The organism is Alteromonas sp. AO-Serp (genome assembly GCF_017849675.1).
Classification (GTDB): Bacteria; Pseudomonadota; Gammaproteobacteria; order Enterobacterales; family Alteromonadaceae; genus Alteromonas; species Alteromonas macleodii.
On the sequence record NZ_JAFLMX010000195.1, the window covers coordinates 1 to 25038 of the forward strand.

The 25038-nt window shown below is 45.2% G+C and carries 19 protein-coding genes; 9 read left to right on the top strand and 10 right to left on the bottom strand.

The annotated features are described in order from the left end of the window. Positions 1-911: GGDEF domain-containing response regulator (locus QVA83_RS13215; RefSeq protein WP_287498543.1), on the top strand; the 911-nt coding region annotated here is incomplete at its 5' end. A gap of 32 nt (positions 912-943) precedes the next feature. Here the strand turns inward: QVA83_RS13215 and QVA83_RS13220 are convergent. The 4 genes from QVA83_RS13220 to QVA83_RS13235 form a co-directional block, all read right to left on the bottom strand. Continuing rightward, positions 944-1633 (bottom strand): 3'-5' exonuclease, encoded by a 690-nt coding sequence (locus tag QVA83_RS13220; RefSeq protein WP_044583776.1) that lies wholly within the window; start codon positions 1631-1633, stop codon positions 944-946. Positions 1634-1637: 4 nt separating this feature from the next. Continuing rightward, the gene (locus QVA83_RS13225) at positions 1638-3467 is read right to left on the bottom strand and encodes a putative nucleotidyltransferase substrate binding domain-containing protein (protein WP_014977478.1); all 1830 of its coding nucleotides are present in this window, start codon (positions 3465-3467) and stop codon (positions 1638-1640) included. Positions 3468-3565: 98 nt separating this feature from the next. Beyond that, the gene (locus QVA83_RS13230; protein ID WP_014977479.1) at positions 3566-5272 is read right to left on the bottom strand and encodes a sodium:solute symporter family protein; all 1707 of its coding nucleotides are present in this window, start codon (positions 5270-5272) and stop codon (positions 3566-3568) included. A 3-nt stretch (positions 5273-5275) separates the two neighbouring features. Further along, complete coding sequence (locus tag QVA83_RS13235; protein ID WP_014950817.1) at positions 5276-5542, bottom strand: DUF4212 domain-containing protein; 267 nt, start codon at positions 5540-5542, stop codon at positions 5276-5278. 257 nt (positions 5543-5799) lie between these two features. Here QVA83_RS13235 and QVA83_RS13240 point away from each other — a divergent pair, with 257 nt between their 5' ends. Beyond that, on the top strand, positions 5800-9243 hold the full coding sequence (locus QVA83_RS13240; protein WP_287498544.1) for a PAS domain-containing hybrid sensor histidine kinase/response regulator: 3444 nt from the start codon (positions 5800-5802) through the stop codon (positions 9241-9243). 47 nt (positions 9244-9290) lie between these two features. On the opposite strand, the gene QVA83_RS13245 is transcribed toward QVA83_RS13240, so the two are convergent. Further along, positions 9291-9914: a mechanosensitive ion channel family protein gene (locus QVA83_RS13245; RefSeq protein ID WP_014950819.1), complete on the bottom strand. Its 624-nt coding sequence runs from the start codon at positions 9912-9914 to the stop codon at positions 9291-9293. Between the two features lie 276 nt (positions 9915-10190). On the opposite strand from QVA83_RS13245, the gene rimK reads away from it, so the two are divergent. Genes rimK through QVA83_RS13265 form a run of 4 tightly spaced genes read left to right on the top strand, consistent with a single transcriptional unit; the run spans position 10191 to position 13680 of the window. After that, entirely contained in the window at positions 10191-11096 is a 906-nt protein-coding gene (gene rimK / locus QVA83_RS13250) for a 30S ribosomal protein S6--L-glutamate ligase (protein ID WP_014950820.1), read from the top strand. 42 nt (positions 11097-11138) lie between these two features. Continuing rightward, positions 11139-12170, top strand: coding sequence for a succinylglutamate desuccinylase/aspartoacylase family protein (locus tag QVA83_RS13255; protein WP_156078865.1), 1032 nt, complete (start codon positions 11139-11141; stop codon positions 12168-12170). A 17-nt stretch (positions 12171-12187) separates the two neighbouring features. Continuing rightward, on the top strand, positions 12188-12622 hold the full coding sequence (locus QVA83_RS13260) for an ATP-dependent zinc protease family protein (protein ID WP_014977481.1): 435 nt from the start codon (positions 12188-12190) through the stop codon (positions 12620-12622). 59 nt (positions 12623-12681) lie between these two features. Further along, positions 12682-13680: an amino acid ABC transporter substrate-binding protein gene (locus QVA83_RS13265; protein ID WP_207198723.1), complete on the top strand. Its 999-nt coding sequence runs from the start codon at positions 12682-12684 to the stop codon at positions 13678-13680. Here QVA83_RS13265 and QVA83_RS13270 read toward each other — a convergent pair. Then, on the bottom strand, positions 13640-14284 hold the full coding sequence (locus tag QVA83_RS13270) for a response regulator transcription factor (RefSeq protein ID WP_014977483.1): 645 nt from the start codon (positions 14282-14284) through the stop codon (positions 13640-13642). The genes QVA83_RS13265 and QVA83_RS13270 overlap by 41 nt on opposite strands. 18 nt (positions 14285-14302) lie before the next feature. Continuing rightward, positions 14303-16249, bottom strand: coding sequence for an acetate--CoA ligase (acs, locus tag QVA83_RS13275; RefSeq protein WP_014977484.1), 1947 nt, complete (start codon positions 16247-16249; stop codon positions 14303-14305). Between the two features lie 245 nt (positions 16250-16494). Here acs and QVA83_RS13280 point away from each other — a divergent pair, with 245 nt between their 5' ends. Beyond that, positions 16495-17658, top strand: a complete 1164-nt coding sequence (locus QVA83_RS13280) for a DcaP family trimeric outer membrane transporter (RefSeq protein ID WP_014977485.1) — start codon at positions 16495-16497, stop codon at positions 17656-17658. 93 nt (positions 17659-17751) lie between these two features. Here QVA83_RS13280 and QVA83_RS13285 read toward each other — a convergent pair whose 3' ends face one another. The 3 genes from QVA83_RS13285 to QVA83_RS13295 form a co-directional block, all read right to left on the bottom strand. Continuing rightward, positions 17752-18906, bottom strand: coding sequence for a Na/Pi symporter (locus QVA83_RS13285; protein ID WP_014977486.1), 1155 nt, complete (start codon positions 18904-18906; stop codon positions 17752-17754). Between the two features lie 109 nt (positions 18907-19015). Then, entirely contained in the window at positions 19016-20068 is a 1053-nt protein-coding gene (locus tag QVA83_RS13290) for an aldo/keto reductase (RefSeq protein WP_156078867.1), read from the bottom strand. Positions 20069-20150: 82 nt separating this feature from the next. After that, positions 20151-21209, bottom strand: a complete 1059-nt coding sequence (locus QVA83_RS13295; protein WP_014977488.1) for a hypothetical protein — start codon at positions 21207-21209, stop codon at positions 20151-20153. A gap of 393 nt (positions 21210-21602) precedes the next feature. On the opposite strand from QVA83_RS13295, the gene QVA83_RS13300 reads away from it, so the two are divergent. After that, a complete protein-coding gene (locus QVA83_RS13300) occupies positions 21603-24080 on the top strand; it encodes a S8 family peptidase (protein ID WP_014977489.1) in 2478 nt (825 codons plus the stop codon). A 92-nt stretch (positions 24081-24172) separates the two neighbouring features. After that, positions 24173-25018 (top strand): DUF6689 family protein, encoded by an 846-nt coding sequence (locus QVA83_RS13305; protein ID WP_014977490.1) that lies wholly within the window; start codon positions 24173-24175, stop codon positions 25016-25018. Positions 25019-25038: the final 20 nt, after the last annotated feature.

The following is a 25038-nucleotide window of genomic DNA, read 5'->3' on the forward strand; positions in this document are numbered from 1 at the left end:
GCAGCAGACTTGTTCTGGAAACTTTACTTGAAGACACAGTCGCCTGCGCCTCTGTGGGCTCAGGTAAAGAAGCAATTGAATATTGCAAGTACCATACGCCTGACCTAATCCTCATGGATGTTTCAATGCCCGAATTAGACGGGCATCAGACCACCGCATTGTTAAGAAAAAAGCCGTTGTGTGCTCACATTCCTATTATTTTCGTGACCTCTTCGTCAAGTGATGAAGAAGAGTCGAGATGTTGGGAATCTGGCTGCGTTGACTTTGTGGTGAAGCCGGTAAACGCTTGTACCCTGCGCAACCGTGTAAAATCACACATCAATCACAAGCTTAGAAACGATTTGCTCGAAAAGCTTATCTATGTAGATAAGTTAACAGGTGCCTACAATCGCCACTATTTAGACGACTATTTACCCCGTTTAGTGAGAGATGGGTTACGTAACGTTACTCCTCTCTCCTTGGTTATTTTTGATGTTGATCACTTTAAACTGTTCAATGATATGTATGGTCATATAGATGGCGATAGCTGTTTGTGGAAGGTCAGTAAAACGATTAACGACGCCCTACTTCGACCTATGGACAAATTAGTGAGAATTGGCGGTGAAGAGTTTTTGGTTATTCTGCCTAACACCGATGTAGACGGCGCGAAGGCCGTCACTGAGCGCTTATTGCGAACGGTTTATGACCTGAATATTCCTCATGCGGCATCTGAGTATGAGCGCGTTACGCTAAGTGCAGGCTTAGCCGTCAAGCATGCTGATGACAATAAAACTATCGACTACGTCATGTTAGAAGCAGACAAAAATCTGTATGTGGCTAAAACCTCTGGACGGAATCAACTCGTGGCGCCGACAACGGTAAGCGCTGGCAAAATAAATGCACCGAGTCATCCCACAAAACTTAAGGCCTAGGCACTATAATTAGCATTGCCTTGCTTTAGACGCTAATGCGGTACTCCCAGCTTAAAACGGCCAACAGCATTCGTGTGAGCCAAAGACTCGAGTGAATTCTCCAAAGTAATTCCCAATTCATTTAGCTGGGCGTAAAACAACTGCATTGTCGCTAACGCATCATCTAGTGCGTTGTGTTCAGGAAACGCGGGTAAGTCTAACCGTTGCCTACAAACCGTTAGCGTTGCACTATTACTCGGTAGCACCTGATGTTGTTTGTTTAACTGATAAAGTGCGAGCTGAAGCGTATCAAGATAGAGCACTTCCATCTGCGGTAATCCACACCGTTTGAAGGCACTATCAAGCGCCATCAAATCTAATCGCGCATTGTGAAAAATTAGAACATGTGTCTTCAGTAGTGGTAGCAATGAATTGATGGCGTCTGCCAAGCCTTCGCCTTGTTGCAAAATATCTAAGGTCAATCCGTGTATTACAGGGCTTTGTCCTAAGTCCGCTGACGTATTAATAACGTGATAGCCACTGGAGGAAAGCGTAATTTTTCCAGCTGAACCACTTACATAACCAATCGATGTAATTTGAGTTGTCACAGGGTCTAACGATGTGAGTTCTAAATCAACAGACGCCAAAGGGGTGTCGCCCAACATTTTATCACGTAACGACTTTCTGAATTGACGATTCCCAAACAGTACCGATGCACAGGCTTCGATTATCCGCGTTATCATGGCGTTAACTTACGCCGCCAGAGAACTTCATAACCATTGCTTGATTGGTTCGCTCTATAGCCTTAAATGCGGCTTTTAGCTGATGCTTTTCTATCGATGATAAACTTGAAACCGACACACGATTGTCCGTTACTTTATTTTCCAACTGATGACGCCAACGCAAACGATTTAAGAACAGCCAAATATCACGTAGGTTAGTCGCATCTCTTTTTGAGAGCTGTGAATTTTCCGATAGCGCGTCTAGCCGGGCAAGTGTATTAGGCAACGTCACGCCATCAGCTAGCGCGTATATGCGGGCGATATTGTTGATTAAGGCCACGGCTCGGGTTTTAAGGTCGATCACGTCCTTCTCTTTACGGCCTTTTTCATAAATGAACTTTTGAAACATGGAAAGCGGAACCGATATTTCGTTACTATTTCTCGTAAGCGCTGCTAAGAACATATTTTGCTTCATCAAGGGGGCCCTTTGACGCTGCAACTGCTTAAATAAACTTATATCCCCGGCTGCGCAGCGAACATCAAGAAAAATATTAAAGTGCATAATCGCATCTTTAGTTGGTGCTTTTACCCATCGCTTAGCTTCTTCAATGGCTTCTTCAAGCGAGAGTCTAAGCTTAGGATTACTCGCCATAATATTACCATCGCACAGTTTAATGCCGCATTTGGCCAAACCGTTACACACATAATCAGCCATTTTTGCGAAATATTCAGCTTGCGTTTTGCTTGGCCGCTCAGTAAGAAGCAGTCCATTGTCTTGATCCGAACCCATCGTCTGATCTTCTCTTGCCTGTGATCCATAAACAAGCCACGCAAACATCATGGGGGCTTTCCCGTTAGCCTGTTGGAAAAAGCCAATAAGCTTTCTTGTCATAATATCGGTAGCTTGAGATAAAATTTTGCCAGCAATGTCATAGTCCCCTGCTTTTTTCGCATGAGCAGAGAAATAATGCGGTAACTGCCAGGATAGCCGTGTTAATTCGTAAAGGTTCTCCGCTTTGCTTAGCTCTCCAATAATAAAAAGAACGTTACCACGCTGATGACGAATAATATCGCTGGCTGTCACCATACCCAATGGCACAAGGGTTTGCTGGTCGATAACGGGGAGGTGATGGATGTTCCTTTCGGTCATAAGCGCCAAGGCATCAAATAGCGTTCTATTTCCCATTATCTGCGCAGGATTAGGCGTCATTATATGGCTGACTGGAAGATGAATATCGAGAGAGGCAGCAACCACTCTTGAACGTAAGTCTCGGTCGGTGATAATGCCAATAAGCTTATCTTCTCGTGTAACCAGTAATGACGATACCTTTTGATTCGTCATGATCTGCGCCGCCACTGTTATTGATGTTTCTATGTCTACCGACACGGGAGACTTATTAATAACATCCTCAAGCCCTTTATAAAGCCACATGGAATTACTATCGGAAATAGCATGGTTTTGAAGGGCATTATTGCGCAGCCCATCAAAAAAATTTCGAATTGCTGGCAGTTCAAATAACGGGGTAACAGCAGATGCTTCAAAACAGTAAACCAGACCTGGACTGTCTACACTGATGCTTAATGAAAAATTACGTTTTTCCATTATATTGGTGTAGCCGAAGTAGTCGCCCTCACTTAAATGGCGTAAAGGGGCATCAGAATCTTGGACGGAAAACTGTCCATTTTGAATAAGAAAAAGTGACGATTTGCCCTTTTGCAGGTCGCCCACATTATCCGCTGTCAGGTAAATCAATTCAGTATGTTTTACTAGCTCAAGCTTTTGCTCTTTATCCAGCACGTCAAAAGGTGCTGATGTGTTGAGAAAGTCTTCTACTTGTTTAGCCATCGCAGTCATAGGAAATGTCCAGTTCACAAAAAGAAAAAACCAACCTACTCACTTTCGCCAGTAGATTGGTTTTATTTTGCTAAAGCCTATCTTAAGGCAACATTAGTTTAGTGCGCTGATGCTTCACCCGCTCCTTTAGGATAACGAATGCTTTCAACCAGTTCTTGGATTTCTTCTGGCGCTTCATCTGTTGCTTTGAACACAAGGAAAGCCACAATGAAGTTCACCATCATACCTAAGGTACCAATACCTTCAGGAGAAATACCAAACCACCAGTTGTCAGGCGTATTGGCCGCTGGGTTTACAAATTTGAAGTAAATAATGTAAGCCGCAGTGAAGGCAATACCTGAAATCATACCAGCAATAGCACCTTTATCGTTCATGCGCTTGCTGAAGATACCCATAATAATTGCCGGGAAGAAACTCGACGCCGCTAAGCCGAAGGCAAATGCCACCACCTGTGCAACAAAGCCTGGCGGATTGATACCGAAGTAACCTGCTATGACAATGGCCACCCCAGCAGCAAGTCGCGCATACATGAGCTCGGCTCTATCGGTAATGTTTGGCATAAAGTTTCGTTTCAGTAAATCATGGGAAACAGAGGTTGAAATAACCAGCAGCAAGCCTGCGGACGTTGACAGTGCTGCTGCCACACCACCCGCTGCAACGAGTGCAATAACCCACGCAGGTAAGTTCGCAATTTCAGGATTAGCCAATACCATGATATCGCGGTCAACTTTCATTTCGTTGCGCTCGTCACCCGAATAGAACATCTTGCCATCACCGTTCTTATCTTCATATGAGATAAGGCCAGTTTGTTCCCAGTTTTTAATCCACGACGGCGCTTCTTCATAGCTGGTTCCCGTCATTTCAGGTCCATTAATGGTTTCGATCATATTCACACGGGCAAACGCTGCTAGTGACGGTGCTGTGGTATATAAAATTGCGATAAACGCTAGTGCATAGCCTGCAGATTTACGCGCATCGTGAACCTTAGGCACAGTGAAGAAGCGAACGATTACGTGTGGAAGACCCGCTGTACCTACCATTAACGCAAAGGTGATAAAGAATACATCAATGGTACTTTTTGTTCCTGATGTGTATTCGTTAAAGCCTAACTCGACAGATAAATTATCGAGTTTCTGCAGCATATGCACCCCCGAACCGTCCGCTAAGGTAGCACCAAAGCCGGTTTGCGGCAGGATATGTCCTGTTACCATTATAGAAATAAATACCGCAGGTACAATGTAGGCGAAAATCATTACACAAAACTGTGCAACTTGCGTGTAAGTAATGCCTTTCATACCGCCAAGTACCGTGTAGAAGAACACGATAACCATACCGATAACCACGCCAGACACAATATCAACCTCTAAGAAGCGGCTGAATACCACACCTACGCCACGCATTTGACCTGCAACGTATGTAAAGCAAACGAAGATTGCACAAAATACAGCAACCGTACGCGCGGTTTGTGAGTAGTAACGATCCCCAATGAAGTCAGGTACCGTGAATTTGCCAAATTTACGTAAATAGGGAGCTAAACAAAGCGCAAGTAGAACATAACCACCTGTCCACCCCATTAGATATACTGCACCGTCATACCCCATAAATGAGATAAGACCCGCCATTGAAATGAACGAGGCTGCCGACATCCAATCTGCTGCCGTTGCCATCCCATTCATAACGGGAGGTACACCGCCACCTGCAACGTAAAAATCGTTAGTTGAGCCTGCGCGAGCCCAAATAGCGATAGCGATATAAAGCGCGAACGTTGCGCCAACGATAATAAACGTTAAAGTTTGAACGTCCATGATTTACTCCTCATCTACGCCGTAGCGTTTGTCCATGGCGTTCATCTTCGCCATGTAGACAAAGATCAATGCAACAAATACGTAAATTGCGCCCTGCTGCGCAAACCAGAAGCCTAATTTAAAGCCAAAAAATTGGATTTCATTTAAGATATCGACAAAAATAATGCCGGCGCCGAATGATACGATAAACCAAACGACTAAAAGCTTGGCGAGAAGAGCGAGATTCTCCCTCCAATACGCTTTTTTGTCCTCTTCGTTTCTAAATGCCATTGTTTCACCCTTATGTCAGGTTAATTGATTGTTATGATTTTACATATTCCTAACGCCCGGCTTTGTTAACGTTATTGCTGCGTGTTACGTGATTGAGGAAAGACAATCACAAGCAGCAAAGTCAAGCATTTAGGAGCTCGCGTACTACTCTAGACCTGCCGTTAAAAATTCAAAATGAGACCATGGTCGTAGGTAGACCATGGTCGAAATGATTATAATAGCGGCAACATTGTTAAAACTAAGTTAAAAGGAACGTTATGGTTTTTGGTTGGGTAACACTTGCAGTACTGTACCTCTTCTTGCTGTTTTCACTGGCGAGTTGGGGTGAAAAGAACTCGCCCACCGCTAGAGCACTAACGTCACATCCCGCTATATATTCGCTGGCCCTCGCTATTTATTGTACCGCATGGACTTTTTTCGGCATGGTAGGCCAAGCAAGTAGAGACACCTGGATTTACCTGCCAATCATGCTTGGGCCTATTCTCGTTTACGTCTTGGGTTATAAGTTTATTTACAAGTTAACCCTCGTGAGCAAGAAGCAACACATCACTACCATTTCCGACTTCATCGCGTCGCGCTATGGAAAGCGCCAAACCGTAGCTTTGGTAGTTACGCTTATCGCGCTCCTTGCCACTATTCCTTATATCGCGCTTCAATTAAAAGCAGTGGGCGCTACTTTCCAACTTCTTACTCAGCAGCCTAACAGCAACGGCATTATTATTGCCGCCACTGGTTTCATCGCGGCATTCGCAATATATTTCGGTACTCGGCAAACGGACGTCACCGAATACCGGCGGGGTTTGATGCTGGCTATCGCCTTCGAGTCGACCATTAAATTGCTGGCGTTAGTGCTGGTTGCCATTGTTGGTTATAGTGCGTGGAAGCGCACCCAGTCTGGTCCATTCTTCGAAAGTTTCACCAATGAAATAGCCTTGGCGCAGTTTGGTTCGTTTACTTTCATCGCTCAAACTATCATGGCGGCAGCGGCCATTGTTTGTTTGCCTAGGCAGTTTCACGTTGCCATTATTGATAACCTAAGCCTAGGTCATCTGCGCACGGCAAGGTGGTTATTCCCTCTCTACCTGACCATTATTTCAGCGGTAATTCCTATTATCGCCATTGCAGGCAAAGCCATTTTTGCTGGCGCTAATATCGAGCCCGACTCTTACGTACTGTCGCTGGCTGTATTTTCAGAGTCAGTTCTTCTTCAAGTGATTGTTTTTGTAGGCGGGCTCTCTGCCGCAACAGCTATGATCATTGTGGCAACACTCACACTGAGTACTATGCTCACCAACGATGTGATTCTGCCGCGTATTCTTGCATTTACAGGCAATACCGATGACAAACAGGACGTGTCGAGCAAAATCAGGCTTATTCGCCGTATCGTCATCGCGTTTATCTTGCTTATGGCGTTTTTGTACCACCAGCAAATGACCAGCAGCCGCTCGCTTCATTCAATTGGGCTTATTGCGTTCTCGTTAGTTATCCAGCTTATGCCAGCCATTGTTGGCGGACTTTACTGGAAGCGCGCGCATGCGCACGGGGTTTACGCAGGGCTAATGGTGGGACTAGTGATTTGGGTGTTGTGGCTTGTACTTCCCATCGTGAGCGAGCAAGTTTCACAAATGGAACAAAACGAACTCATTAGCCAAGGCGCTATGATTAGCTTAGCGGCAAACAGCTTTGTTTACATACTCTTTTCACACTTTGCACCGCAGCGTCTTATCGACAGAATGCAAGCTGAAGCCTTTGTGTCTCCTGCCATTTCCACTAACAATACCGTTAAAGCGCAGGCAACTAACGTGACCGTCTCCGATCTCATAACGCTATTGTCGACCTTCATGGGATCCGGTCGTTGTGAACAATTGTTGGAACAATATCAGCAACTCAATAATTGCCAATTAAAGCACGACGATACGCCAAATGAATCGTTTTTATCATTTTGCGAACGCGCCTTGGGTGGCGTTATTGGCGCATCGAGTGCCAAAGTACTGCTAGACAGCGCATTGCGTGGTAAGAAGATGGACTTTACCGAGGTTATCAACTTCTTCGATGACACAACGCAAGCCATGCAATTTAATATGACTGCACTACTCACGTCACTTGAAAACATGGACCAAGGCATTAGCGTAGTCGACAAACACTTAAATTTAGTAGCGTGGAATAAACGCTATGCCAACCTCTACCCTTACCCAGATAACTTGTTGGCAGTGGGTACGCCTATAGAAAAGCTTATTCGGTATAACGCTTCACAAGGTGAGTTCGGCACAGATAACGTGGACGGTGAAGTAGAAAAAAGGCTGGCTCATTTGCGCTCTGGTATGCCCCATCGCTTCACACGACAACGAATGGATGGACGGGTTATTGAGATGGTAGGTAATCCTTTACCTGGCGGAGGCTTCGTAACAAGCTTCAACGACATCACCGGACACGTGGAAATACAGCAAGCGCTTGAAGAATCAAACATTGATCTTGAGGCTCGTATTAAGAAGCGTACTGAAGAAGTACACTCCATAAACGCCGAGCTTCGACTTGAAATAGAACGGCGCTCTGATGCCGAGAAAGAACTGATAAGGGCACGAAAGGCTGCGGAAGATGCCAATGCCAGTAAAACCCGCTTCTTGGCGCTCGCAAGCCATGATGTTTTGCAGCCGCTAAATGCGGCCAAGCTCTATGTGAGCGCCCTTGAAGAACAAGAACTGACTGAGTCAGCGCTAGCCATTATTCAAAAGCTTAGCCATAGCGTGACGTCTAGCGAAACACTGATTGGCACTTTGCTGGATATCGCACGCTTAGATCAAGGTGAAATGAAACCCGATATTGAGCCTATTGATGTAAGGACCCTGCTGTCACCACTTGTGGACGAAATGGCAATGCGCGCGCGGGAAAAAGGACTTCGTTTTAAAGCGATTATACGCCCGTGCTGGGTAAAAGCTGACAAAACGTACTTATACCGAATAACCCAAAACTTGCTTTCAAATGCGGTGAAATACACGGAAAATGGCCGCGTTTTGTTCATTATCAAGGCTGTCAAAGACACCGTTTATTTCAAAGTTATCGACACAGGCATTGGCATATCTACCGATAAAAAAGACAGCATTTTTGGTGACTTTTTCCGCGCAAACGAAAGTAAGGAACACGGTATTGGTCTTGGCTTGGGGGTTGTTCGACGTTTAAGTCTGCAGTTGAACAGCGATATTAGTGTTACCTCGAAAATAGGCAAAGGCAGCTGCTTTGCGTTTAGCTTGGATAAAGCTGAGCCAAAACAGGTATCCAACGTTACAGCAAAGCCCCGCAGTACAACATTTACAGGCATGGACGTGCTTTGCGTGGACGATCAAAGAGAGAACTTAGATGCCATGCAGACCCTATTACAGAAATGGGGAATCAATGTAGTGCTTGCGAACAACTGGGATGACGCGTTGAAAGTCTGTGAGACTATTCAGCCTCAAATCTTACTTATGGATTATCAGCTCAGTCATGACAGCGAGAAAAATGGGCTAGCTTTGATTGAAGAGATAAGACATCGACTTAATATTGTGGTGCCAGCAGCGCTTATAACGGCGACACCAGATGAAAGCTTAGTTACACAGTGTAAAGCCCAAGGCGTAAACTTCTTAGCTAAACCGCTAAAACCAGCGAAACTGCGCGCACTACTTCAAAGTATGACGCGCTACATCAGGGAGGCGAAAAACGTGTAGCTAGTAGCTCGCTGCAGGTTTTTCGCTATATGAGTAAGGAAAGACGTCTAGAGTAATTCGTCGTGTGGTTTACTTTCTTCAATTTTAACCACCGGCGTCTCTACGCTCGACTTCGCCACCACTTTTCCCATTGCTCCCCACTTCTCTTTAGGGTTGAGCAAAACAGGACGGGTTAAAATCAGGTTGTTAGGATACATGAGGGTTTCACGCTCAGCGGTAAGCAAGCGCGTGCTAAACGGCCCTACATCGGCAATCACACCTTCAATGAAGTTATCGCCGTCGAGAATGCGCACATAATTACCTCTGCGATAGGCTACGTTTGTGAGCAAAATAAAGTACGCAGTGATGTTACTGATGAGTGACCAACTAGCAAAAAGCGCAACACCGGTTACCGTGATGATAGAAGTGGAAAGCACTAAGAGCCCCGAAAAATCGATCCCCCATGCTAGCAACAACAAGGCTAACGATACTGTAGCAACAATAACCCGTGCAGCAAAAAGCCCTTTAATAGCACTATTTGATTTTAGCTTTGACTTTACGATGTTGGTTTCTAATTTTGGCAGCAACTTACGAGACATCGCCAAATAAATTAGTAAAACCAAACCACTCCACACGACATTTGACTGGTACTGAGTTAACCACGCCAAAAACCCATGCCACCACTCATTCATTAACCCAAATCCTTACATTTTTTCGTTAAGCAGACTGACCTTGAATTCTGATTTTACGTTAAAAAGGCCGACGCGCTCTAATGCTAACGTGAAAAACAGTCAAGTTCATGCATTAAAAGCAATCGACACAACAAGAATTATTCGTAAGACACCCCCGAACACTTACATTAGTATGCGCGCAAAAATGACTTGTCTATTTAACAATCACGTTCTAACGTGGTAGTAGATTGGTCGATAAAACGACAAAATAAAACACAAACTACAGGCTTTTTTATAATGCGCATTGCAATTCTTTCTAGAAATCCTCGTCTTTACTCTACTTCACGCTTAGTCGAAGCTGGGCAGGCTCGCGGGCATCAGGTAGACGTTATCGATACCATGCACTGCTACATGGATATCACCAGTGCGCGACCGTCAGTTCGCTATAACGGTAAGCGACTACCCTATTACGATGCAGTGATCCCGCGAATTGGCGCATCGGTTAGCTTTTATGGCACATCAGTCGTTCGCCAATTTGAAATGATGGGCACATACAGCCTTAACGAGTCGGTTGCTATCAGCCGCTCTCGAGATAAATTGCGTTCGTTGCAGCTTTTATCACGTAAAGGCATAGGTATGCCGAGAACAGGCTTCGCACACCACCCTGATAAAATCGATGATGTTATTAAGACGGTTGGCGGCGCCCCAGTGGTTATTAAGTTACTTGAAGGCACGCAAGGTATTGGTGTGGTATTGGCAGACACACAAAAAGCGGCAGAGTCGATCATTGAAGCCTTTATGGGTCTTAACGCCAGTATTTTAGTGCAAGAGTTTATTAAAGAAGCGGGCGGTGCAGATATTCGTTGCTTTGTGGTAGGTGGAAAAGTTGTAGCAGCGATGAAGCGCCAAGCAGCACCTGGGGAATTCCGCTCTAACCTTCACCGTGGCGGTCAGGCAAGTTTAGTTCGCCTAAGTCCAGCGGAACGCAAAACAGCGGTAGATGCAGCTAAAACGATGGGACTAAATTGTTGTGGCGTAGATATTCTTCGTTCGAACAACGGTCCAGTCGTTATGGAAGTAAACTCTTCGCCGGGCCTTGAAGGCATTGAGAAAGCGACCAATAAGGATGTCGCCAGTATGATCATCGAGTTCATTGAAAAAAGCGCAGAGCCGCACAAAACAAAAACCCGTGGAAAAGGCTAACCCTTTTAACCTATGCAATAACGTAATTATAGGAAAACGTTAGTGGTAAATGATGTTTTAAAAATTGGGGGTGAAAGTATTGCTCCTGGCGAAACAAAAAAGATTGAGTTAGAAATGCCGCCGTTGTACACGGCCACCAATATGAGCATTCCGGTTTACGTTAAACGAGGAAAGCGACCAGGTCCCATTATGTTCGTCAGCGCAGCCATTCACGGTGACGAATTAAATGGCATCGAAATAGTAGGCAGACTTATCCGCTCAAAAGCGATTGAGCGGATAAGAGGAACCCTTATCGCGGTGCCTATGGTTAATGTGTACGGCGTACTAAACCAGTCTCGTTATTTACCCGATAGACGCGATTTGAACCGCAGTTTTCCAGGGAGTAAAAAAGGTTCGCTTGCCGGTAGGTTAGCCAACTTGTTTTTCAAAGAAGTGGTAAGTAAGTGCGATGTCGGCATTGACCTTCACACCGGCGCTATACACCGTAGTAACTTGCCACAGATTCGCGCTGACTTAGACGACCCAGAAGTACTGGAAATGGCAAAAGCGTTTGGCGTACCTGTACTACTTAACGCAGAGTTACGCGATGGCTCTTTGCGCGAAGCGGCCAGTGAAAGTGGCGTTAAAATTCTGCTTTACGAAGCAGGCCAAGCGTTACGTTATGACGAGTTTTCTATTCGTGCCGGCGTAAGAGGCATTATTAATACCATGCGTCATTTGGGCATGCTGAATAAAAGCCGCAGTAAGGGCCACAGTATCGAGCGTTTTATAGCGCGCCAAAGTGGATGGGTTCGCGCGCCAGAAAGTGGATTTGTGACGCATTTAGCACAGCTAGGTGACCATGTTGAAAAAGGTGACAAACTGGCCATTATTGCTGATCCGTTTGGCAATTATTTAGATAGCCTTGAAAGCCCTGCAGAAGGTGTTGTAATTGGTAAACAAAATATTCCACTTACCCAAGAAGGTGAAGCGGTATACCACATTGCATACTTTTCAGAGCCTGATACTGTTGCAGAACACGTAGAATTATTACAAGACAATTTATTGCCACCAGAACAGGGTCCTGTTTTATAAAATTGGTAGAAAAACTGATGAACAATAAAAAAATTGTTGGTGCGGTAGAGCTGTGCGATTTACCAAAACTCGCCATCTCTGATTTGAACGTACGCGTTGATACAGGGGCGGCAACGTCTTCACTTCATGTTGACAACATTGAAGAGTTTGATCAAGACGGTGAATTATGGATTAAATTTGATATCCATCCCGACATTCACAACGTTGAACGCGTGGTTCGCAGAGAAGCACGTGTAGAAGGACAAAAACGCGTAAAAAGCTCAACGGCTACACTTGAGAAGCGCTATGTTATAATTACGCCTATAATAATGGACGGGTACCAGTGGGATATTCAGTTAACCCTAACGGACCGCTCTGAAATGACCTATTTGATGCTGCTCGGAAGAGAAGCGATGAGGGGTCAATTTATTGTAGACCCCGAGCACGACTTTTTGCTGACGGGAAAAGACTAGCAATACAAGTTTGCCAATGGATATTCAGCGTTAAAACCTGCGGCAACTTGCAGTAAGGCATGCGTTTAGTGCATGAAATACAAAATATGGACGTTACGAAAAAAGCCCTAAGTGTTGCCTCTCTGCTGTTGAGTGTATTTACACTATTGAGTGCTAATGCTCAGCAGCAAAACACAAACGAGGTAAGTACTGACTTACCTCACACCGTTCTCCGCCTGCCAAATATTCACCCTGGGCGAGACGCCGTATACGCCTACGCTAAACGTCTTCTCACAGAATCACTGCGCGTTACTGAACCTCAATACGGCTCTTTTGAACTGATTGTCAGCGACCAAGAAACGGCGCAAGAGCGTCAACTACGCAGCCTTGAACACCACATGCTAGACGTGACGTGGAGCGTTACCTCGACAGAGCGTGAACGTCAGTTCCTGCCCATTCGCATTCCCATTATGGCGGGTCTTTTTGGTAAGCGTGCACTGCTGGTCAGAGAAGGCGATACGCGACTTAAAGAAGTAAAGTCATTAAACGCGTTACGAGCATACCGAGCGGTTTTGGGCTACGACTGGCCCGATACGAAGATATTTCGCGCAAACGATATCCCGGTGTTGGAAACGACCTACCGGGCGTCATTTCGCATTGTTTCGGAAGGCTTCGCTGATATGTTTCCAAGAAGTGTTATGGAAATTAAAGAAGAACTCGCTGACAAGGCGCTCTCACGCGGTCTGACTATCGACGATCACCTTATCATTTCATACCCAAGCCCCATCTTTTTCTTTGTAGGAAGCGACAATCAGGCATTAGCAGGGCGGATAGCTGAGGGTCTGTTAAGGCTCTTCGAAACGGGTAAGTTTCAGGAGCTACTGTTAGCTCATGATAACTTTAGAGAAGGTATGGCACTTACCGAAGGGCGAACGGTTATTGAAATTGACAATCCTTTGCTAAGTGAACAAAGCCGCTTGGCATTGGAAAAGTTCTTACCGGAATTTGCTACCTCAGAAGCCGTGCTTAAGTTCGACGCTACTGAGCTGGCGGCTCCAACTCAAGTTGTGAAGCAATAAGTACCGCTTGTGTGCGGTTGTTTATGCCCAACTTTTTAAAGATAGCAGTGACATGCGCTTTAACCGTGGCCTCTGCGATATCTAAATTAAAGCCAATTTGCTTGTTCAGCAAGCCGTCTCGCATGTAACAAAGCACCTTGTATTGCGAGGGCGTTAGCGAGGCAACTTTATCCGCTAATTCAGAGAACTCTTCATTCACCTCATCAACGTCTTCACTTAAGTTATCAGGTAGCCATACATCGCCATCCAGAATTGCTTCTACGGCGTTTGCAATATCTTGCGCACTGGCAGTTTTGGGGATGAACCCTAGCGCGCCCACGCTAATAATCTTTGAAATAAGTGTGGTGTCTTCTGTGCCAGAGACTACGGCAACAGGAAGTTCGGGAAAGAGTTTTCGAATATGCAGCAAGCCAAACAAATCATTGCTACCCGGCATGTGCAAATCAAGCAACAATAAGTCGATATCCTCATTGTTGAGAATATCGACTGTAGTGTTAAGGTCTCCCGCCTCTTTGAGGGTTAAGGCTGGAAGTGACAACGACAACGCGCCTCTTAGTGCATCGCGATACAGCGGATGATCATCAGCGATTAGAAGGGTTATCATTGTCTATATCCTTAGTTTCTACTTATTTAGACGTTCCTCTATCAGTGTATCAACAACCGATGGATCCGCCAACGTTGATGTGTCACCTAATTGCTCATGCTCATTGGCGGCAATCTTACGCAAAATACGGCGCATAATTTTACCAGAGCGGGTTTTAGGTAATCCACGAGACCATTGGATCATATCAGGTGTAGCAATCGGGCTTAGCTCTTGACGCACCCACGCCTTAAGCTCTTTAGTAAGGGCTTCATTTGCTTCAACCCCTTCATTTGGTGTTACGTAAACGTAGATACCCTGCCCTTTGATATCATGTGGGAAGCCAACAACGGCAGCCTCAGCTACTTTAGGATGGGCAACAAGTGCGCTTTCGATTTCAGCGGTGCCCAAACGGTGACCAGAAACGTTTAGCACGTCATCTACACGACCAGTGATCCAGTAAAAGCCATCTTCATCGCAACGAGCACCATCACCGGTGAAGTACACACCTTTGTATGCGCTAAAGTAGGTGTTGATAAAGCGCTGATGATCGCCATAAACCGTTCGAGCTTGGCTCGGCCAGCTGTCTTTAATAACAAGATTACCTTCTGCTGCCCCTTCAAGCTCATTACCGTCAGCATCAAATAGCGCTGGCTGAATCCCGAAGAATGGGCGAGTCGCTGAGCCAGGCTTTAACTCCGTAGCGCCAGGCAAAGGCAGGATCATGTGTCCACCTGTTTCTGTCTGCCACCATGTATCGATAATAGGACAACGGCTCATACCAATTACGCGGTGGTACCATTCCCATGCTTCAGGATTAATAGGCTCACCTACTGTCCCCAAAAGGCGAAGCGATGAGACATCACACCCTTCAGTTGGAACATCTCCGTGCGCCATTAATGCGCGGATAGCAGTTGGTGCGGTATATAAACTATTTACTTTGTATTTTTCTACTACTTGAGCAATACGTTTAACGTCTGGATAGGTTGGTACACCCTCAAAGAACACTTGTGATGCGGCGTTCACCATTGGGCCATAAACCATGTAGCTGTGGCCTGTGATCCAGCCTACATCAGCGGTACACCAATAAACATCGTCTTCTTTGTAGTCAAAAGCATATTTAAAGGTCATCGCAGAATATAAGAGATACCCGCCCGTAGTGTGTACTACACCCTTTGGCGTTCCAGTAGAGCCTGATGTATAGAGGATAAACAGTGGGTCTTCCGCGTTCATTACCTCTGGTTCACACTGCGCTGACACGCCATCAACAGCGTCATGCCACCACACATCGTGCTTAGCATTCCAGTCTACGTCTCCTCCTGTTAGCTTATGAACTAAAACATGAGTAATAGACGGACACGCATCACCAGCCAGTGCTTTATCCACATTCGCTTTCAGTGGAATACTTCTTCCAGCACGACGGCCTTCATCTGCAGTAATCACGACTTTGGCGTTGCTGTCGTTGATACGATCGGCAATAGCGTTAGGTGAAAATCCACCGAAAATCACTGAGTGAACTGCACCTATTCGGGCACACGCTAACATGGCGTAGGCAGCCTCGGGTACCATCGGCATGTAAATCGCAACACGATCACCTTTTGCTACGCCCATTTCTTTAAGTGCATTCGCTAATTTACAAACTTCATAGTGCACTTGTTGATACGTGATATCTTGGCTATCTTCTGGTGAATCACCTTCCCAGTGAAAGGCAACTTTTGTAGCATTATCAGCTAGATGGCGGTCAATACAGTTATAGCTGGCATTTAACTCACCATCTTCAAACCACTTAATAGACACATCGTTTTCACCAAACATTGTGTTTTTAATTTTGGTGGGCTTTTGATACCACTCAAGCATGGATGCGTGCTCAGCCCAGAACGCTTCAGGTTGCTCTACAGATTGCTTATACATCTCATCATATTGAGATGCGGTTAGATGTGTAGACTGAAGAATGTTCTCAGGCACAGGATAAGTTTTGCTGGCGGTCATAAAGATTGCCTCCAATATCAATGATGTAAAATTCTTGTTGTATGGTGAAACACTCTAGCCATTCACCCACAAAGCAAAATGAGACTTTGGTCTTAGCAGCATACAACTAAGGTTCTACTAGAAAAGTATTACGACTATAGTCTTATGCGACCATTGGCTTATTTAATTTTTAGATAATAAGTACACAATCAGCAATGTTAACGTTGAATTTACATTTATTTAACCACTTTTTTGGAACAGACACGATGAAAGCTAAAATAAAAAATACGGTTACAGCAGTAGCGCTGTGCCTGGCAGCATCTACAGGTGCAGCACAAGCAGCAACAATCGGCGACACAAGTGTGAAATTCACAGGCTACGTTAAAGTCGACGCTATGGTTAGTGACTACTCAGATGGCACCATTGCATCAGGTAGCGTAGGTCGCGATTTCTATATTCCTTCACTAACACCTGTTGGTGGCGTTGACGAAGATCCACAATTTGACGCGCATATCAGAACGTCACGATTCCGCTTTGCAACGTCAACGCCTACGGCTGAAGGCGACACAATTAACGGTGTATTCGAACTCGACTTCCTTGTAACTAGCGGCGGTGATGAGCGAATCAGTAACTCCTACACTCCGCGAGTACGCCACGCGTACTTAACTTACAAGAATTGGTTGGTGGGCCAAACATGGACGACCTTTATGGACGTAGGTTCATTACCAGAATCACTTGATTTTATTGGTACCACTGACGGCATCACCTTTGCCCGTCAAGTTATGGTGAGATATACCAACGGCGGCCTACAGCTTGCGCTTGAAAACCCAGAATCAACCATTACGCCATTTGGCGGTGGTAGCCGAATTACGAGTGACGACAGCAGCGTTCCAGACTTTGTAGCTGCCTATACGTCAAAGTATGACTGGGGTTATGTAAAAGTAGCGGGCTTATTAAGACAGTTGTCTTACGATAATGCCGCTGGCATTGATGCGGACGAAACCAGCTTTGGTGTATCGGTAACCGGTAAATACAATTTGTCTAATGGCGACGATATTCGCTTCACGTTCAACACGGGTAAAGGTTTAGGCAGATACTCTGCGCTAAACGCAGTTAATGGTGCAGTACTTACCGAAAGCGGCGACCTTGAAGCCATAGACTCAACAGGTTACGGCGTTGCGTATCGTCACAAGTGGAGCGAAAAAGCGCGCAGTAGCATCATGTTCTCGGCGTTTGAAGCAGACAATGACGTATCATTAACGGGTTTAGCTACCACTGAAAGCACTTATAGCACACGTGTAAACTACTTGTACTCGCCAACTAAAGCGCTAACCGTTGGCGCTGAATACGCTTTCGCAAAGCGTGAAATTGAAGCCGGCCTTGAAGGCGACATGAACCGCTTCCAAGTTTCAGCAAAATACGCATTCTAATACATGCACTAAGTTAAAAAAGAGAAACGGCACTGAGCTCATCAGCGCCGTTTTTTTGTGCATACAGAAAAATAGAATGGCGCGCTACATTAGCTACATAGTAGTGAAGATAATACCCAAAGGCATAATAAAGAATAAGCCACCGATATAAGCTGCGCCGTACATTTTCCGCTCTGCCGCTATCACTGATAATTGATAAGACAAATTGAGCGGAATATTGCGCAATAAAGGCAGCCCGTAAATAAGCGTAACGCCCAGAACGTTATAAATCAGGTGCACAAGCGCTATTTGTAGTGCAAATCCACTATTAACCCCCACTACACCCAACGCTGCGATAAGCGCAGTGATACATGTGCCTATATTTGCGCCCAATGTGAACGGATAGATATCCTTAGCTTTTAAAATTCCACTGCCAACCAAAGGAACCATGAGCGATGTGGTGGTTGACGAGGATTGCACTAGCACTGTCATCACAGCACCCGACGTTATTCCAGAGAGTGGCCCTTTTCCTATGCTGGTATGCAATAACGCCTTTGCCTTGCCTACCATAAGTGATTTCATAATTTTACCCATGTAGGTAATTGAAAACATAATAAGGCCGATACCAAGAATTATTTTCGCTACGCCCGGATAAATAGAAGGTAAAAAGGAGAATGCTTGTGTAACTATGTCTGTTACCGGTTGCGTCATCGCTTTAATAGGATTAACACCAGACACACCGATGGCTTCACCTGTATGGATAAGCGCAACCAATTGGGCACTTAAGAACTCCAAAATACCAAACGCCATTTCAAGAGGTAAGAAAATTAGTACCGACAGTACATTGAAGAAGTCATGAATAGTGGCCGCATTGAAGGCTCTTTGAAACTCATCTTTTTTTGCAACATGACCAAGGCTCACCAAGGTGTTGGTAATACTGGTCCCAATGTTGGCGCCCATCATCATGGGTATAGCGATAGTTATGGGTAAACCACCCGCTACCATTCCGACAATAATAGAGGTAACCGTACTTGAAGACTGAATAAGTGCGGTACACACCATACCAATAATCAATCCCATGACAGGATTAGAAGCAAAACTAAAAAGAGATTTCGCGTGGTCGCCAGTAGCAAATTTGAATCCGCTGCCAATCATGCTGACAGCTAATAACATCACATAGACTAACAAGGCTAAAAGAAGCCACTTACGCCAGTTATGTGCTTTTTCTAGCACGCTGTTCTGGGCTAGTTGAGGGTCAATCATTGACATAATACGCACAAATTCATACTTGAAAAACACATAATATGACGTGCGTATTACACAAAAATGACGGGGGAGTGAAGTGCTACCCCGCCATTCTTAGGAAGAAAAAATTCGCTTAGAAGCCTAAAGGATACTGCCTTAGTACACCGTGAATGTCGTCTAATGTTTCCTTCGAAAGTGAAATATCAAACGCGTCTATATTTTCTTTAAGTTGAAGCACAGTGGTAGCGCCAATAATTGTTGAGGTAACACCAGGCACTTGCTTACACCACGCCAACGCGAGCTGCGAAGGTGTTATTCCTGCTTTTTCTGCAATCTTCATATATTCAGCTGTAGCTGCCTGCGCTGGCGCTTTATCTCTAAATAACCCCATACGCTGAGCTAGTGTCCAACGACTACCTTCCGGTCTGGCTCCATCCTGATACTTACCACTTAACATACCCGTTGCTAACGGCGACCACGGAAGGTAAGCAATGTTCTCTAGTTCACACATTTCAATTAAATAAGGCCAGTCTTTCGCATGAAGTAAACTGAACTCATTTTGAATAGAAACTGGAAGCGGCATATCCAGCTCTTTGCAAAGTGTAAGAAAGGCGTGAATGCCCCAAGGCGTGTCATCTGACAGCCCCCAGTGTCTAATTTTCCCTTCATCCAGCGCGCGCTTAATGCCTAAAAGGATATCACGCATACCATCCAGTTCTTTTTCTCGATTGGTTTTGGTTGGATCAGCACCATCCGGCCAATGCTTACCGAAATGAGGTGTAACTCTATTCGGCCAATGAAGCTGGTAAACGTCGATATAATCGGTTTTTAAGCGCTCTAATGAATAGGTGAGTGCGTTTGCGATAGCGTCAGCTGTAATGGGCCCTGCGTTGCGAATGTACTTCAAACCGCTGCCAGCAATTTTAGTCATTAAAACAATGTCAGAGCGCTTTGATTCGTTCCGCGAAATCCAATTACCGATAATGCGCTCTGTATCGCCATAGGTATCTACATTTGGGGGAACAGGATACATTTCGGCCGTATCGACAAAGTTCACGCCTTTATCCAGGGCAAACGCCATTTGCTCGTCTGCATCTTGCTGGGTGTTTTGAATGCCCCATGTCATTGTGCCCAAACACACATCCGACACCTGTAAGTCGCTATTTCCTAAGCGGTTAAACTTCATTTTTGCTTCTACCTTGCTTGGCTTATACCTTATTGATGCAATAATGAGTCGACCGCTTAAGAAATAAAAGTGCCCTCTGTGGTTATGAGGCTTTCTTAGTGGCCAACTCGGCTTCTACACTTGCTAGCCGCGCCTCAATATCTCTTTTGGACTCGACCATTTCATTCGCCAATTCTGCGAGTGATTTTAACTCTGCAAACCCTAACTTTCTCGTATCAATCATTTGATACTGACGCTTACAGCGATAAAAGAAAGTAAGAAAGTTAACAAAAGCGCGGTGAAATGTCGCAAAACTCTTGATCAATACCAGAATTAACACGATAGACGTGAGCGCAGCAATACTTAGACTGTAAATACGCACTTGGCCTTCTTGTTGTTCAATCATAGGTTTCAAGGCGGTATCGACACCCTTTAGCTGTGTCTCCACATTATGTGCGCTTTGTCTGAACTCTCCGCGAAGGCCTTCATTGTGAGTTACACCAAACGTTGTGAACGCATCAACTAATTGCAACAGCGCTTCTCTATATTGTATCAATGACTCATCAAGCGCCGAACTATTGCGGTAATCAGCAACTAAACGCTCAGTCATTTCGTTCATCAACTTCGCATAATACCCTTCTTGGGTTATTTGATAATTTCGCGTGGCGAGTTGAATATTGGTTAACAACTCTCTTGATAATGGGTCTTGAGAAAGTGCCCCTTCGTTGAGTACCTTTTCTAGCTCGGAAATACGCCCTCTCAGCCCGTCATTTTGCGTGAGCCCAATTCGCTCTTGAAGAGAGACAACCTGTTGGAATACCCCACTGTAGGCCTCCATTGAGGCAGACAGGCTTTCGACATCGGCCACAGGAAGACGGTATTCATTGAACATGGGGACAAGGGTAGTAAGTCGCCCCTTGAACAAATAGGACTGCTGAAGAAACTTGTCAAAGTAATCGGTGCCGTGGCGAAGTAAGAAATCCTTTTCGTGTCGTCTCATCTGAAGCAAATCTTGCCCCATTCTCAGTAGCGCATCTCGCTGCTGATTTAAGCCAATTAAACGCTGAGTGAAATAATGCTGACTTATCACCAGCATAGCCATTCCAATCACACAGATAAGGGTCATTAAAACCAATCGAGACTTAATTGAATCAAACTTCATGACAAACTCCTCTTGGGAGAAAACAGAGCGAACAAGACATAAACAAAAACTAATAAATGTTTAAATTTCGCCAACATACGCCATTACTATAGGTGCTTAACGTGACATTTTTTATTAAACCTTTGTAGCAATTTTGCACATTATTACATCAAAAAAAGTCACACATTTAGGGTGAAACCCCTATGTTCGAACAAAATTCAAACGGCCACTATTAGTGCGTACTTTGCTGCGATGACGTTAATCAAAAAACGCCGCGTTTTAATTAAGTACATGGCACGAATGCCATGCGCTTCAGCAACATAAACGCGTTCGGTAATGCTAACGACACAACAAGTCAAATGATTGTCTTAAGCATCTAAGAAAAAGCGCAGCCTCAAGAATTTGGAGAAGAATATGAAGAAGTTCGCCCTATCTACGTTAGCTGCAGCTATGCTAGCAAGCCCGTCAGCCCACACACTTGCCGATGCCTACATTGGCTCACAAATGGCTGAGAAACTTGTGTCGCTCTCCCCTGCTGAATCGCTGATGGCTGTTGTTACGTACGATCAAATGTCACCACTTGCCGAGTCACAAATTACGCAATTATTAAACTTGGGTATTACAGAAGGCGTGCAATTTAAGAACCTTCCAATCATTGGTGTGGTGGCAACGAAGGCGCAAATTGAGGCTATTGCTCAATTCGACGGTGTACGATCAGTTTTTGCGAACCGCGAAATGAAGCTATACAACGCTGATGCACGTGAGATCACAGGCGTTGCTGATTTGCAGGGCGAAGGATTTGCTTCAAGAAACAACGTTGAGTTCACTGGTAAAGGCTCAACTATTTTAGTGATTGATTCGGGTATTGACGCTTCTCACCAAGACCACTTCTTTGGCGATACTGTGGTTGATAACGTGCAAGCAATATTGAATCCGGGTGCGCTTTCTATCGTTGGCGTAACGGGTCCAACACTATCAAACCAAGTGAATACCGACCTAAACTCAGGACACGGCACACACGTTGCCGGTACTATCGCGGGTAGCGGTGTAATGTCTGATGGCAAGCACCGTGGAGCAGCCCCAGATGCTGACATCATTGGCTATGGTTCAGGCGCAGCAGTGCTGCTTTTAGATACTATCGGCGGCTTCGACTACGCAATTAGCAAGCAATACACCTTCGACAACCCTATCAAAGTTATCAGCAACTCGTGGGGTTCTAGCGGCAAGTACGAACCACTCGGCCCTGTTTCGTTGGCAAGTTACAAAGCACATAACATGGGAATGATTAGTGTATTCGCAGCAGGTAACGATGGCCCTGGTGAAGACTCGCATAACCCATATGCACAAATTCCTTGGGGTATCTCTGTAGGTGCGGGTGACAAGTTCGGAAAACTCGCTGGCTTTTCATCTCGCGGATTAAAAGGCGAGACTGGCGACTTTACTATGCCTGACGGCACGCAATGGACATATAACAACGAAGTCTCTGTTGTCGCTCCAGGTGTGGACATTATCTCTACTCGCGCCGTACTGAACGCCGCCGCGAATGGTGGAGACGCAGACATAGATGCAATTGAACCTCAGAACCTTCCTTTCTACACCATGATTTCTGGCACATCTATGGCGACACCGCATGTTTCAGGCATTATCTCATTGATGCTGGAAGCGAACCCGAATCTTGATAACGCGACCATTAAGCGCTTGCTGCAAGAGACAGCCACTAACATGCCTGGTTATGAGCGCTGGGAAGTCGGAGCGGGTTACGTTAATGCACGTTCAGCAGTTGCTGCTGCCCTACTTGAAGATATGGGCCATAAAGTTACGGTTAATAACTTAGATGGTAAAAGCTTTAAGGCAAATGCACTTGTAACCACCAGCGATCGAGTAGAAAACTTCGATGTTTTTTATTCACCGGTAGGAGAGCCTGAAGTTATTCCTTTTGAAGTAGGTTCGAAAGAGGTACTTGTCAAAGCGTCTGCCGATAGTTTTGCAAACTTAACCAAGCTTGTTCTTGTAGCCCCTGACGGCACTGAATATCGCGGTAACTTAACTACGCCAGTACTTTCTACCACCATGCGTGTTGCTGCACCAGCCATGCCTGGTACGTGGGGCGTATATGTTTATGGTTTAACATCACTCTCTGGTGTAGAAGCTGACCCATTAGGTTTAACTAACGGCCCAGGTTTACCTGAAACATTTAACGTCACCGTGTCGTTCGAAAATAGCGGCGGCTTTGAAGGTATGGACGACGTAGAAGGTCACCCTCAACAAAACGCCATAGAGTTCGCGGTAAGTGAGCGCTTAATGGACGCCATCAATAGTCGAGGCTTCTCACCTGATGCTCGTCTTAAACGCAAGGACTTTGCGCGCTATGCGGTAATGGGTGGAGCCGTTAGACAGTACCGTGACCTTTTGAATGAAGAACGTCCTAATATTGGTTCAGTACCTGGTTTTGACAAAGCGTTCGTTGAATCAGTAATGGTTAAAGGTGGCGCACTTAAAGATAAGCTTCGTACACAGTCTCCTGTACTTCGCAGCGAAAATGGTAGTGCTGACCCGTTCGCTAGTGTTACTAAGCTAGATATCGCTTACTCACTGGTACAGATGCTTGGCTTGGAAGAAGCAGCACTTAGTTTTGACCCTAACGCCGACATCGTTGTTGACTATAACGGTGAGCAAATTGTGCTAGAAGATCAAGACAGTATTCCGGCTGATATGAAAGGCTACGTTCAGTTAGCACTTACCTTGTCGTTGATTAACGCAGAGTTTGGTGTAGAGCAAAGTCCATTCAGCATCACGCCTACTATCACTGCGAGCTTCGCGCCAGATACGGTTATAACCAGAGCGCATTACGCTGTATTGGCTTCGCGCTTCTTTGCTCAGTATTTCGAATAAAATCGCAAACCACTGAAAACGGTGCCATTATATTAATTGATAATGGCACCATTTTAGGTTAAATTTTAACCAATACTGAAAGAGGTCATCCTATGATGTTTACTGCGATGAAATTCAGACAACTTACCACCGTTGTTGCCACCACAGCTCTACTTTTGTTTTCCACTGCACAAGCACAGGTAGTCACGCCTGCAACTCTCACTGTCGACGACAATAAGATTCAGGCCAAACTGACGCTAAGCAGCTTAATTGAAGTAGATTTAACTGTAGAGTTCGAAAACAGTATTGGCCTTAATGCTAACAACATTGACATTACCGCTGAGCTGCTTGATCCCACAGATTTGACCATTACAGACCGCCTGCCCTCAGCATTAACAAGCGCTGTTTCGGGTTTTCCGGTTCTTGTATCAATCTCTCCGAAAGCTGACGCCGGTTTTGGGTTTGAAGGTTTAGCGATGGTTGAGCTTTACACTAAAGCTATTCACTACACGCCAACCATTCCATGGCGCTTGTTTACGTCTCACGACGGTGGCGAGTTTGAAGACATAACAACGTTAACGTCATCAGGCAGTTTTCGTGCACGCGGCAGCACAGGACAATTTTCAGATTTTATTATCTTATTAGATAATCGCCCATCAGGTTCTGTTATCAATGACAAAGTTGCTTCTTTAAGCACGATCGTAAATGGCAATCGCAATAAAATTGCTGCGCTATTAGAGGCAGCCATAGACAGCGGAATAAACGATGTCCAATCGGCATTGGCGGTAAACGATGACGATGCGGCACTGGCTGCTGTAGATAGCCTTATATCGCTTATTGATAATGCGTCTGGCAATGAAATTGCAGATGTATGGCGCTCAAGTGGTGACGTTGTGAACGTGAAAGGTTTACTACTTACTCAGCTACAAACATTACGCTTTAGCTTAAGAACATTGTAAATCAAGCTGGAGACTGAAAC